The organism is Thermosediminibacter litoriperuensis (assembly GCF_008124715.1).
Taxonomy (GTDB): domain Bacteria; phylum Bacillota; class Thermosediminibacteria; order Thermosediminibacterales; family Thermosediminibacteraceae; genus Thermosediminibacter; species Thermosediminibacter litoriperuensis.
The window spans coordinates 108562-121365 of the sequence record NZ_VNHO01000003.1; the positions used below are offsets into that span (position 1 = coordinate 108562).

Sequence of the window (12804 nt, forward strand, 5' to 3'; positions counted from 1 at the left end):
AATTCGGAAAACCTGGAGGTAATATTTTGGCAAACGAAGTATTTGAAACGCTTACTTCCATTGAAAAATGGACAAAGTCCGCCGACATCCCCGCCCACGCCCGGGCCAAGATAAAAAAGGAACTAGAAAAGGCCAAAGGGCGCTACCGGGATTTCGACCCGAGCGGTATAAAAAGCATCGAACAGAAAAGAGTCTACGAAGCTCTTGTAAAAAAGGGCGGGGATCTGGGGAAAAAGCTTAATAAAAAAAGCGAAATGAAGGATCAGGTTTATTCCTACCTGCGATACGCCAACGCGGCCTACTTCGATTTCATGAACACCCTGACCCCGCTGAATTCCGGGATCCGGTTTTTCGCATTAACCTCGGCCCTGTTCATAGCCCTTTCCCCGCAGTTTCTAGGGGCGGCTTTTTCGCTGGTCTTTCTGGTGCCTATATTCCTGGGACTGAACGCACTTAAAAAAAGGCGCGCCGCGGGCTACACTCTGGCTATGCTTTTACTGCCCGTGTCTTTCGCGGTGTCGGCCTTGTGGCTGCGTTTCGGATACCGAGTACTGGTTGACTACCAGGCGGTGCTTTCGGAAACGGTAAAGGCCACGGGAAAATCCCCTGAGGTCGCACGCCTTTTAATAACGGTGCCGCCGGTGTTTTCCCTCCTGCTCCTCTTTGCTGCCGGTTACATGGCATACCAGCTCACTAAGGCCAGAGATATGCTTATATAGGCTGAAAGCTCCTTTAAAAAGCAAAACCCGGGCATTGCGCCCGGGTTTTAAAACGGAAGGGGTTCCGTATAAATCACAGGATCTTGCTTAAAAATTCCCGTGTCCTCTGATTTTGCGGCCTTTCAAAAATCTCTTCGGGTCTGCCTTCTTCGACTATCATTCCCTCATCCATGAACATCACCCTGTCGCCCACTTCCCTGGCAAACCCCATTTCGTGGGTGACCACCACCATGGTCATGCCCTCCGCGGCCAGGTCTTTCATGACATCCAGGACCTCCTTTATCATCTCAGGGTCCAGGGCTGATGTGGGCTCATCGAACAGCATGACCTTCGGGTTCATAGCCAGGGCCCTGGCTATGGCAACCCGCTGCTTTTGCCCGCCGGACAGTGAAGACGGGTAGCATCCGGCCTTGCCGGCGAGGCCTACCCGGTTTAACAGTTCCATAGCCCTTTCCTGCGCTTCTTTAGGATTCACGCCCCTGACTTTGACGGGGGCCAGGGTAATATTTTCGATGACCGTTTTATGGGGGAAGAGGTTAAAGTGCTGGAATACCATCCCCACGTCCTGCCTTATCTTGTTTATATCGGTACAGGGGTCCATCAGAGATTTCCCTTCAATTTTTATCTCACCCCTGTTTGGTCTTTCCAAGAGGTTCAGGCATCTCAAAAAGGTGCTCTTGCCGGACCCGCTGGGACCTATGATCACCACTACTTCGCCTTTATCTATTCTGGTGCTGATGCCCTTCAGGACCTCCAGCTTTCCGAAACTCTTGTGCAAATCCCTCACTTCAATCACCGGCCGCCAGCCTCCTTTCCAGCACCCCTAATATCCAGGAAAAACCCAGCGTCATGATAAGATAAAAAGCCGCAGCGGTTATATAAGGCTCGAAGGGCCTGTAGGTGCTGCCTGCCACTATCTGGGCCGCTCTGGTGAGTTCCTGAAAACCTATGGTCGTAGCTAGTGAAGAATTTTTTAGCAATGTTACGAACTCGTTTCCCAGAGGCGGTATCATTTTCTTAAAAGCCTGGGGCAGGATAATATACCTCATAGCCTGAGCGTGGGACATGCCCAGGGATCTGGCCGCTTCCATCTGTCCCCGGTCTACGGCCAGGATGCCTCCCCTGACTATTTCAGCCACGTAACCGCCGCTGTTTATGCCCAGGGCCAGTACCGCCGCCGGGAACTCGGGTATGGTAAAACCCAGAATCTGGGGAAGCCCGAAGTAGAATATGAGCAGCTGAACGAGGAGGGGGGTGCCCCGGATAATTTCCACATAAGTGCTGCAGATAAGTTTTAGTATCAATACCCGCGACATTTTCCCCATTCCCACGAAAGTGCCTATAAATATTCCGATGAGTACTGCAAGTAACGTGATCTCAACTGCTGTCAGTGCTCCCCTGAAAAACAGGTTGATGTAAGGTAGAACTATCGTAAAATCGAGATTGGTCAATTCCCTTCCCCTTTCGGAAAAGCTTTAAAATTAGTTGGCAGGCTTATAGTCTATGAACCACTTTTTAACAAGCCGGTCGTATTCACCGCTGACCTTCAGGTCTTTAATAACCTTGTTCACGACATCAAGTAGCTTTCCGTCCTCCTTGCGGATAACCACAGCTTTAGCCGCATCGTCCAGCGTTTCTGCCGCCAATTCCAGCTTATCCGGGTTATTTGTGGCATAAGCCTGGGCTACGGCAAAATCGATTATTACGGCTTCAACCCTCTTATTCATCAGGTCCAGCATGGCAGCGTCAACCTTGTCGAACTGCTTCAGTTTTGCACCCTCTATCTTCTTGGCTATTTCCTCGCCTGTAGTGCCCAGCTGCACCCCAATGGTTTTCCCTTTTAGGTCTTCTTTACTCCTGATGCCACTGCCTTTATATGTGATGATCTGCTGGCCTCCCTCCAGGTAGGGATCCGAGAAGTTTACACTCTTTTTTCTTTCTTCGGTTATGGTGAAACCGGCTATGCCCAGGTCTACGGTCTTGCTTAAAACAGCCGGAATTATACTTTCGAAGGCTATGTCTTTTATCTCCAGCTCAACGCCCAGTTCCTTCGCGATAGCCTTAGCCAGATCGATATCGAAGCCAACTATCTCGTCTTTACCGCCAGTAACCTGGTGGAACTCAAAGGGCGGATAATCGGCACTGGTCCCGAGGACCAGCTTACCTGCCTTTTTGATCTTATCTACCGTATCCTCCTGCTGCACCCCCCGACCGCCGCCTGCATCCTGCGAATTATTCTGCTGCTGCGGCGCCTGCGCCTTCTGCCCGCACCCGGTCGTTCCTAAAACGGCGGCCGCTATGAAAACCAGAATGAACAGTGTCAAAAAAAACTTCTTCGTTATCATCTTTGACCCCCCAACTTCTAAACGGTTAAACTAGGTATAATTATACATTAGTCCGCATATTTTTTCAATATGTTTTTTATTTACTATTATTAAATATGGGATAACCCGGAATCGGGCAAAAAATAAAAGGCCCGGTTTTTCCGGACCCCTGCTTTCCCTTTAATTAGAATTCACTTGTCACCCGGTGCTTCTGGAAGCACTCGCTGCAGTATACGGGCCTGTCGTTTCTCGGCTTAAAGGGAACCTTTGTTTCTGCACCGCAGTCCGCACACACAGCATCGTATAGAGTCCTCTGGCCCTTCTTTGCGCCGAAGTCCCTCCTGCTGGCTTTTCTTGCGTCGCGGCATGCCTTGCAGCGACCGGGCTCGTTTTCAAAGCCCTTCTCTGCGTAGAATTCTTGTTCGCCTGCTGTAAAGACGAACTCCTTCCCGCAGTCCTTACAAACTAATACCTTGTCCTGGAATGCCATTAAAAAAACCCCTCACTTTGAATTAGATTATTATCTGGCATTCCTTAGCTGACCTGGTCATACCCTCCATCGCCGCACTTGCAGGTGAAACCACCCGAGGGAGTCGCTTTGCCCGCGGCTGGCATCGACTTTCAACCACAGACCTAAGTAATGCCTAATGCTAATTATATACCTGGAAAATAAAAAAAGCAAGAAAAATTTAGGATTATTTTTTTTGATCGATAAAAAACCCATATTGCGGGCTGGAGCCTTCAAATAAATTCCTGTATTTTATGTAAGCTTCTTTCGCTCTATAGTATTCATCTATTTTCTGCTCAAGTTCGTCAAATATATTTCTGGCTTTTTCATTTAATTCATCGTCAAGCGCTTTCAGTTCGTTTAAATTTCTCCTTATTTCATTTACATGAAAGACAGCTTCGCTCTCTTTTAATATTAAGGCAAAATTTTCACGCCCGCGGGTTTCGCGAAGGATTTCATCATCGATTTTCCCCGACTCATTCATCGCTTCCCGGCGCAATGATAAAAGTCCTGTAAGTTCCTCATGGTTTTTATTTTCCAAAACCCTTATCATTTCGGTGGTGAGCTTTTTTATGTTTTCCAGCGTATCTTTCTTTTTCTTCAGAAGCTCTATCAATCTACCGTATTTAATTTCACTTTCCATGTTTTAACCCGCTCACTTCAATATACGCCCTCTGCCATGTTTCCTTCAGATCTTCCAACAGGGGCTCTATTTCATCAATAACCCCGCCGTCTTTTTTTATATTGGCCTCTACCAGCCGCTGGTAAATGAAGTTGTAAAGGCTCCTTAAATTTTTGGATATATCATAATCCATTTCGAGGCTTGCATTCAGCTCCATTATTATATCTTGCGTTCTTATAAGATGATTGTTCGCTTCCGCATAATTCTTTTCTTCAATAGCTCTCTTAGCAAGCCTGGCAAATTTCAGAGCACCTTCGCAGAGCATCACTACGAGCTTCTCCGGCGGCGCCGAAAGTATGTAGTTTTGCTGGTACTGCTGGTATGCGTTGATCACAGACAACCCCCCTTATTAGGACTGCGAACCGTATAGTCCCATCTGGCTTGCCAGCCACAGGCTCTGCTGGTTCATGGCTGATATTGCCTTCTCCATCTCGGTAAACTGGCGCCAGTAGCGGTCTTCGATCCTCTTGAGCTGTTCTTCCACACTATCGATTCTTTCGTCTATTTCCCTTATCTGCCTTGCGAGCAGGCTGTTATCGAAAATCTCAAAATCCCCGCCTCCGGCCTTATCGGTAATGCTCTTCATGCCGGACTTCAGGATGTCGTACAATTTGACCGCAATACCATTTTGATCAGAGTCTGTCTCATTCGTGTTTGTAAAAAGCCTCATAACGGCATTTAAATCCTTTGATAGGGCCTGCCGCAGCTTGTTCTCGTCAAGGTGCAGTTTTCCCTTTTCAATGTAGGTCCCCGTGGTTATTCCGATATCGTACAGGGAATCAATTTCAGCCGGCAAACCGCTGACGGGTGTATATAAGGTCTGCCTCATTTTGTTGACTATTGATGAAAGCAGCGGATCGGACCTCAGAAGCCCGCTTTTGGCTTTTTCCTCCCAGAGCTTTATCTCATCTTCTTTCATTTCCTTTTTCTGTGCGTCTGTCAGCGGAGGATAATCCCGGTAGCGCTCTTCCGATAGTTTCTTGTTTATGGCGTCGATGGTGTCGTTGTAGAGGTTAATGAAGTTTTTTATGCTCTCCACGACGCCGTCGATATCGGATTCGATTCTTAGAGTTGCGGTTTCGGTTTCGGGCATGGCCTGCTTTAGGGTGAACTGGATGCCGTTTAAGGTGAAGCTGTTGGATTGGTTTTCTACAGTTATCCCGTTGATTACAATCGTTGAATTCGTACCCGTAGCAGATTCCCCTGAATCAATGTTGAAGGCACCCGGGGTGCTGCCATCGCCGAATAAATTGCCGGCTAAATTTTCTATTTTAATACTGGCGTTTGCGCCGGTATCCTTGGACTTGAACACCACTTTATCGGTCAGGGAATCGTAATAAGCCGTAACTCTGATGTTTTCACTGGAAGATATCTTTGAAAGAATATAGCTTATGGAGTCCGTTGTTTTAAAAGTAAATGTTTCGGATTTATCACCGTTATATATAGTAAATTTAAACTCGGAGAGACTTCCGTCTCCGCCAAAAGGATCGTTTTTGAATAAGTCCCTTTGATCCGCTATGGATTGGGTCGGGTCTATCTCTGTATACGTGGCATCATCGGAAAAGCCGAGGGTTCCGAGGATATTTTCATCAGGGTGTGAGTAATTTTTTAATGTTATTGTTATGTCATGATTATAATTTGGCGCTGGGGCAAAAGTTATACTGTCCGACTTGGTACCTACTAATATTTTCCCGGAACCAAAAGCATTATCTACGGCGTTTTGAATAGCCGCTGCTAAAGAAGTAACATCATTATATGTATTCTCAGCTATACTGATAGTTTTTTCTACACCATCTACCACCATCTGAAATTTATTTTTTGTCGAATCTACAGTTACAGGAAATGATATACTGGTTCCCGTCAGCTCCTTCGTTATAGAATCACTGCTGGTTATCTGTGCATTCGTCGCCAGAGATTTGACGTTAACAGTATACTCCCCCGCAACAGCGGTCGAACCGGCCGTGGCGGTGAAATATACATCCGACGATGCACCGGATGATAGGGTGCCGGTAACCTTGTATTTCAAATACGTACCCTGAAGCTTCATATTAAAGACATTGTCGTAAAGCGCCTTCAGCTTGAGGTTTATATCCCTGTAATCCTGCTTCTGCCACTCCAGTATCTGCCTTTGCTGGTATAATTTGTCCACCCTCATGCGCTCAACCTTCATGAGGTCCGAAACAATCTGGTCTATGTCTATGCCCGAAGCAAGGCCGCCTATCCTTAAAGTGCTGTACGGCATTTATTCGCACCCACCCTTCAACATATAAAAATCAAACCCTCTTGTCTATTATAAGCCCCACCTGTTTCCATATATTCGCAATGAGGTCCAGAAACTTTTCCGGAGGAATCTCGCTTATGAGTTCATCGGTATTTTTGTCGTAAATCCTTACGATTACCCTGTTCGTCTCTTCATGGATGGAAAACTCGAACCTGGTGTTTTTTATTTCCAGGGCGAAATCCTCCAGCCTTTCGGTGAGGTATTGGAAATCCTCTTCTTCACCCGGAATATTTTCTCTGGAAACAGGCTTCTTCAGACTTTCCGCCTGAACTCTTGCCCCCGGATTTGTCCTGTGCTCGGGCCATTCCAGCTGAAAATTGAGATTTTTTGCGCCCTCTATGCGCATAAAACTTCACCCTTTTATAGAAAATTGCCTATGGGCTGCTTGCAGCTTATCTTTTCGCATGCGAAGCTAGATACTTCTTTCATTTTGGTTATCGAATTTCTTTTTTACACAAGTTAAATCGAAATATCGCCTATTTTGGCAAATATAACTGCTCACCTTAATTTACCGCGCCATTTTTTAACATTAAATCAATTTTTCTCTTAAAAACTCAATTTATACAATCCCACTTATTGGGGGTTTACCCTAACCATGCTCCAGAAAATTTTTAGCCGGGAGCCTATTACCCCCGGCTATCGAGTAAAAATCAACTAATTAGTCCTTTTCTAATTTTAAAAATCCATTCGTAAATAATGCGGTTCCGTATTTGTTTTTTCTTTTAGTTGCTATTAAGTAACAATAATCATCATCCCTTGTTTGGAGAAACAACAACTATATTCATGAGCTTTTTGTCCCTAACGAGTGTATATACAACCCTAATTCCTATGCCCCTGTATTTTATTTTAAAAAAACCCGTTAAGTTGTTGCCGTTCCTGGTACCGAAAGGTTTTCCATATCCTCCCTCGCTTTTGGGAAGAGGATTTTGACTTACTTTTTTAATACCTGCATAAACTATTTTTTGTATGGATTTGTCCAGTTTTAAAATGTCTTTTTGAGCTTCAGGTATTAAAGAAATCTGCCACATGTTATTCGATCTCCACCAAATCAATGTACTGCTCTAATTCTTTTTCGTTTAGCCTTTCGCAAATTTTAACCGCCGCGTTGGCAAAATCAATTCATCCGAAAAAGTTCCATTATTTCTTCCTTCGAAAGGAAATTTATGAAAACTTCACCCTCCGATACGATCGAACCTATGAGATCCTTCTTCTTTTTCTGAAGCTCATCGATTTTCTCTTCTATGGTGCCCCGGGTTATTAGCCTGAAAACCTGCACATTGTTTTCCTGCCCCATCCTGTACGCCCGGTCGGCGGCCTGCTCTTCCACGGCGGGATTCCACCAAGGATCGAAGTGAATCACCGTATCCGCCGATGTCAGGTTCAGCCCAACTCCCCCCGCCTTGAGCGAAAGTAAAAACACCTGCCCCCCGCCGCTATTGAAATCATCCACTATCCTCTTTCTTTCAGAAACACCGGTACTCCCATCGAGGTACGCGTACCTTATATTCATCTTTTCCAGGCTTTTTCTAATAAGCGAGAGCATCGACGTAAATTGGGAAAATATGAGAATCCTGTGGCCCCCATCCATCAACTCCTGCAGCAGTTCTTCCAAAAGCTCCATTTTACCGCTGGATCCCCGGTAGTTTTCGATAAACAGCCCCGGATGGCAGCATATCTGCCTTAGCCTTAAAAGGCCGGAGAATATGTGCATCCTGTTTTTTTCGAAACCTTCCCGCTCTATTCTTTCTTCTATCTCGCCCTTTATCTTCATGAGGTACGAAAGGTAGAGCTTTTTCTGCTGGGGCGTCATGTCAACCTTGAGGGTGGTCTCTATTTTCTCCGGGAGTTCCCTTAAAACATCTTTTTTAGTCCTTCTCAATATAAAAGGCGATATGAGCTTTTTTAGCTCCTTGAGGGCGCCTTCGTCGCCGTTAAGTACCGGCTTTTGGTAAACTTCATTGAATTTTTTATAAGAATAAAGGTATCCCGGCATTATAAAGTCAAAGATGGACCATAACTCGGCGGGGGAATTTTCCATAGGGGTGCCGGTCAGGGCAAACCTTGCACGAGAACTGATTTTTTTGACAGATTTTGCGTTGAGGGAATCGAAATTTTTTATGTGCTGGGCCTCATCCAGCACCACGCAATAAAAATAGTGTTTGGCGTAAAAGTCTACGTCATTCCTAAGCAGCGGATATGAAGTTACCACCACGTCGTACTCGTCAAGTATTTCTATCATTTTCCTTCTTTCGGCAGCCGGCCCGGATACCACCATCGTCTTAAGCTGAGGGGCAAACCTTGCTATTTCGTTTTCCCAGTTGTAAATGAGGGTTGAGGGTGCCACGACGAGGGAAGTGCGCGGTTTTACCCCTGACTCCTTTACCGAGAGTAAAAAGGCAATTGTCTGAAGCGTCTTGCCAAGGCCCATGTCGTCGGCCAGCACCCCACCGAGGCCGTTATCCGCGAGGACCTTGAGCCACTTAAATCCGGTGACCTGATACTCCCTTAATACCCCGGCGAGGCTTGCAGGAGGGGCTATCTTCTGATTTTTGGAATTTACTATTTCATCGATTACTTTTTCAAATTCCGCCATATGGTCAAAAGGAGGTAAAGCCTTTCCGCGGATCTTCCCCATAAAGCCCATAAGCCTGTATTTCGAAAGACTCACCGCGTTTTGCTTTATGTCATCTTTCGGTACATCTTCCAGAAGGTTCGCTAGGTTCTTTACCTGCTCATCCTCCAGGGAAAGGAAGGAACCGTTTTTCAACCTGAAGTATTTCTTCTTTTCCTTTATCGATCGCAATATTTCCTCCGCTGTCCTGCCGTCGATGCCTTCGAAATCCATCTTTATTTCGAGAAGGTTACCGCTCAAAGACCTTACATAAGATTTTATTTTGGGAGCTTTTGTGGAAAACAGGTGCTTTACTTCGGAAGAATAAAGCACGTCCCCCATTTCGGCAAGGCGCGGCACCACGTCCTTTATAAAAGTATAGAGGTTATCGTCATCCAAGAGGACCAACCTGCCCTTTTCCCTCGAAAAACCGCTATCCTCCAAAAGTTTTAATGTATACCCTTCCCTTTCGTAATCCCTTACTATAAAACCTTCATCACCCGCATCGCCGAACGGATCGATCTCCCTTTCGCCGTAGACGAATTTCACATCCGCCGCAATTCCTTTTTTAAATCCGTCGATCCGGACCCTCAATTTTAGCGGCCTTTTTTCTATGGCATCCTTCAGGTCTTCCGAAAGTTCCACATATTTGCTTTTTTCCAGGCGCGGCAGTACCGAAATCAATTTCCTTTGATTTTCTCCGGTAAACTTGAGCCCCTCATCCCTTCTTAAAAAAAGCCCCTTTATTAACGGATAGGCCGGATCGTCGGCATCAAGAATGTAAATTTTCGAATCCTTCAAAATAACCCGGTGCTCCCCGTCTAGCAAAGTCCCCATATCTCCCCTTGCCCTTACCGCAATGCCTTCTTCGCATTTTACCGCTGCCACGCTGAATGGTGAGCCATCCGGCTCAAAGCTCACGATCCCCACGTAAGGTGCCGTCATACGAACCATCTTATTCCCTAAAGCCCGGGCAATTTTCTTCAGATACGTAATGTTGAGATTCACGTATCTTTCGTTGAGAAGCATTTTTGACGATCCGTGCCACCTAAGGCTCCGCTCTATCTCGTAAATTTCCTTAATCACGGAAAAAACTTTGCGATCTTCGTCCGAAAATTCGTGCATCAAGGGGTGGAACTTAAAAAATTTACCGAACTCAACGGGCTGTCCCCTTTCGATTTTTTCGATAAATTCCTTCACGTCCTTCAATATATACATGCGTTCGGTGCCGATGCGCATATGCATTCTCGAAATAAACTCGTAAACTCCATACGGGAAAAATTCGAAGCGGTATTCGACCTTCACCGCTTGCTTTTTTTCATTTGCTCTAGACAGCAATTCGCCTATAACCTCGACTTCTATGTCTCTTTTTCTAACGGGAAAGTTATTTTTTGGCTCCATTCCGCTTTTTAAAATATGGCACAACACCGCGATGATATGCTTGCACACCCCTTCGTACTTCATAAAGGCGGGGCATGTGCAGCTGTAATCTTCCAAAATATTCCCCCTCAAATGCAAGAAAACGTCGTAATCCTGATGCCCCCTCACAACGGCGTATAAAAGATCACGGAAAGCACTAACGCTTTCTACGGCTCCCGCTTTGTAATATTCTATGCCCCTTTTTACGATTTCGGGCGGGGTACGCTCAAGAAGGCGATCTAGCTCACCGGTTTTCACCATGAATTCCCCCAGATTGATCAATGTTATTCTTGCGCATTCAATTGGATAATAGCAGTTTTCAGGCGTATTGTAAATTAATTTATATAAAGATTGATAAAAGCAACCAGAAAATTTGGAAAGGGGATGTATCCTAAATGGATGCATCCCCTTTTTTCGCCAGAATGATACTCTCACTCAAGTCAGAAAAAGTCGTTAAACCAGCCTTTTCAGTTTGCTACGATAGATAAAATTTTATAGAGCTTTATTTACAGCATTATGTAACTTTTAGCCCTCCCGCTTTTTGAATAAGGTTTATGCTAAATATTATAAAGGAAATTATATTTCTACACTTCTTTTGATTGCTTCATTTCTTCTTTTAACTTTCTTAATTTATGAATATTTATCATTGGCATTCTTACAGGGGGATTAATTCCTGCAAGTGCTGTCGCAGATAAGACATATGATCTCGTAAACTGGGAAAGAGCGACAACACCATTCAATTCGAGCATTTTCTTAAAATCTTCTTGTTTTAAGCTATTTTTATTGCCTAAAAACTTCCCTTCATAAACAATAGATATTTTAAACAAAATGCTCTTGCCTATTTTGGCAATAAAATTGGATTTAAACTGAACTACACCATAATAAGCCTCATCATGTTCTTCTATTTTTATAACTTCATAATCAAAATCATTTTTTATATTTACTTTTTCTTTGCTATTACTTATTTCTTTTGTTTCCAGTTCGAACTTAACAACCCTGCTTGCAATCATCTGAAAACTGGCAACTACTTTGTTTGAGTCTATCATGCAGCTTCACCCACAAAGTTAAATGTAAAAATATTATCTTCAGGTGTATCCCAAACTGTAACATTTTGTTCCTTTTCCCTAAAAATGACTTTAAACTCCAGGCCTAATGCTGATGATATTTTCCATAGTTGTTCAATAGATGGATTGTATTCTCCACTTTCCAGTTTGGAAACCATCGCTTGAGTGCACCCCAATTTTTTTGCCAAATCCTTCTGCGTTAAATTGTTTTTTGTTCTATAGTTTATTAAAGTAACTGCTATATCAACCAAAATATCATCTAATTCAAAATATTTTTTTTCTTCTTCATTAGCCACTTCATCGATTAAGTCATAGGGATTCCCCAGCATCTTTTTATAGTCCATATTCACCCCTCCATTTATCTTTTACCTTTAAAATTATTCCCCTTTAAATGAGTTTTAGACCTGAGTTGATGAGTTCATTTATTCTTTCTTTTGCAACTTCGATTGCTTTAGCATAACTTTTACTACTATTTTTCTTTTTATTTTCCTTTTCTTGAAAACAATTTAATAAGATTACAATTTCTCTTCGTCTATCATTAAAAAGGAGAATAATACCCTTATATTAAGTTCATCGACAAACCTCATAGAATATATTATTCCGTTATCTTTGAGTTGTTCAAAGGATTTGTGTTGGACACACTGTCTTCTAAGCTTTTCCAAAAATGATAACATTTTCCTATACTTTCTAGCAAAATCCCTCTTTTGTCCGCTCATTTCTAGCAGATCCTTCAACTCTTCATTAAACGAAAAATAAGTAAAAATATAACTTGAATTGAATTCTTCAGGATAAATAATTTTACTCTTTTCCTGCTTTCTTTCTGGCATTCTTCCACCTTCATTATATAACTTATAAGTTATATTAGTCAAGGTCAATTTTATAATCAGACTCGTCTTCAGCTGGATCACAACAATTTATGATTCTATGTTTTTCAAAACTTTCCTTCATCCGGGAACAGATTTTAAAACAAAAAAGCCGTAAGAATAATTCTCCGGCAATCCTACAAAGGTATGGGGCTTCGTGCATTATACTGTTTATTGCATAATTAAAATGGACAGAGTTGCAAAATAAAATCCCCACTTTTGCAACTCAAAAATCCCCAAATTTGCAAAGGTCATTGCAGGCACCCCTAAAAACCTTTACCCTTGTAGTTAGGGAAATCTTAACTGCAAGGGAGGATTGGAGGATGCTCACAA

At 43.7% G+C, this 12804-nt stretch carries 13 protein-coding genes and 1 pseudogene; 1 reads left to right on the top strand and 13 read right to left on the bottom strand.

Features of this window, described 5'->3' with window-relative positions; all coding sequences use genetic code 11:
• The first annotated feature begins 26 nt into the window (after positions 1 to 26).
• Complete coding sequence (locus tag LZ11_RS02070; protein ID WP_148866174.1) at positions 27 to 719, top strand: hypothetical protein; 693 nt, start codon at positions 27 to 29, stop codon at positions 717 to 719.
• A 73-nt stretch (positions 720 to 792) separates the two neighbouring features.
• On the opposite strand, the gene LZ11_RS02075 is transcribed toward LZ11_RS02070, so the two are convergent.
• From LZ11_RS02075 to LZ11_RS02135, 13 genes and pseudogenes are all read right to left on the bottom strand, one after another.
• The gene (locus tag LZ11_RS02075) at positions 793 to 1515 is read right to left on the bottom strand and encodes an amino acid ABC transporter ATP-binding protein (protein ID WP_148866176.1); all 723 of its coding nucleotides are present in this window, start codon (positions 1513 to 1515) and stop codon (positions 793 to 795) included.
• Positions 1508 to 2170, bottom strand: a complete 663-nt coding sequence (locus tag LZ11_RS02080) for an amino acid ABC transporter permease (protein ID WP_148866177.1) — start codon at positions 2168 to 2170, stop codon at positions 1508 to 1510. Before LZ11_RS02080 ends, LZ11_RS02075 begins: the two co-directional genes overlap by 8 nt.
• A gap of 30 nt (positions 2171 to 2200) precedes the next feature.
• A complete protein-coding gene (locus LZ11_RS02085) occupies positions 2201 to 3064 on the bottom strand; it encodes a basic amino acid ABC transporter substrate-binding protein (RefSeq protein WP_148866179.1) in 864 nt (287 codons plus the stop codon).
• A 163-nt stretch (positions 3065 to 3227) separates the two neighbouring features.
• Positions 3228 to 3533 carry a zinc-ribbon domain containing protein gene (locus LZ11_RS02090; RefSeq protein WP_148866181.1) on the bottom strand — a complete coding sequence of 102 codons (306 nt, stop codon included), beginning with the start codon at positions 3531 to 3533 and terminating at the stop codon, positions 3228 to 3230.
• A gap of 205 nt (positions 3534 to 3738) precedes the next feature.
• A complete protein-coding gene (locus tag LZ11_RS02095) occupies positions 3739 to 4194 on the bottom strand; it encodes a hypothetical protein (RefSeq protein WP_148866183.1) in 456 nt (151 codons plus the stop codon).
• On the bottom strand, positions 4184 to 4567 hold the full coding sequence (gene fliS / locus LZ11_RS02100) for a flagellar export chaperone FliS (RefSeq protein WP_148866185.1): 384 nt from the start codon (positions 4565 to 4567) through the stop codon (positions 4184 to 4186). The genes LZ11_RS02095 and fliS overlap by 11 nt, the downstream gene beginning before the upstream one ends.
• Before the next feature lie 15 nt (positions 4568 to 4582).
• Entirely contained in the window at positions 4583 to 6475 is a 1893-nt protein-coding gene (gene fliD, locus LZ11_RS02105; protein ID WP_148866187.1) for a flagellar filament capping protein FliD, read from the bottom strand.
• A 31-nt stretch (positions 6476 to 6506) separates the two neighbouring features.
• Positions 6507 to 6860, bottom strand: coding sequence for a flagellar protein FlaG (locus tag LZ11_RS02110; RefSeq protein ID WP_148866189.1), 354 nt, complete (start codon positions 6858 to 6860; stop codon positions 6507 to 6509).
• A gap of 312 nt (positions 6861 to 7172) precedes the next feature.
• A pseudogene (locus LZ11_RS02115) lies at positions 7173 to 7542 on the bottom strand (type II toxin-antitoxin system RelE family toxin).
• A gap of 86 nt (positions 7543 to 7628) precedes the next feature.
• Positions 7629 to 10805, bottom strand: a complete 3177-nt coding sequence (locus LZ11_RS02120; RefSeq protein WP_170240261.1) for a DEAD/DEAH box helicase — start codon at positions 10803 to 10805, stop codon at positions 7629 to 7631.
• Between the two features lie 323 nt (positions 10806 to 11128).
• A complete protein-coding gene (locus tag LZ11_RS02125; protein WP_148866193.1) occupies positions 11129 to 11590 on the bottom strand; it encodes a protein-export chaperone SecB in 462 nt (153 codons plus the stop codon).
• The gene (locus LZ11_RS02130; RefSeq protein ID WP_148866195.1) at positions 11587 to 11952 is read right to left on the bottom strand and encodes a helix-turn-helix domain-containing protein; all 366 of its coding nucleotides are present in this window, start codon (positions 11950 to 11952) and stop codon (positions 11587 to 11589) included. Before LZ11_RS02130 ends, LZ11_RS02125 begins: the two co-directional genes overlap by 4 nt.
• Before the next feature lie 171 nt (positions 11953 to 12123).
• Complete coding sequence (locus tag LZ11_RS02135; RefSeq protein ID WP_222927149.1) at positions 12124 to 12435, bottom strand: hypothetical protein; 312 nt, start codon at positions 12433 to 12435, stop codon at positions 12124 to 12126.
• Positions 12436 to 12804 lie beyond the last annotated feature (369 nt).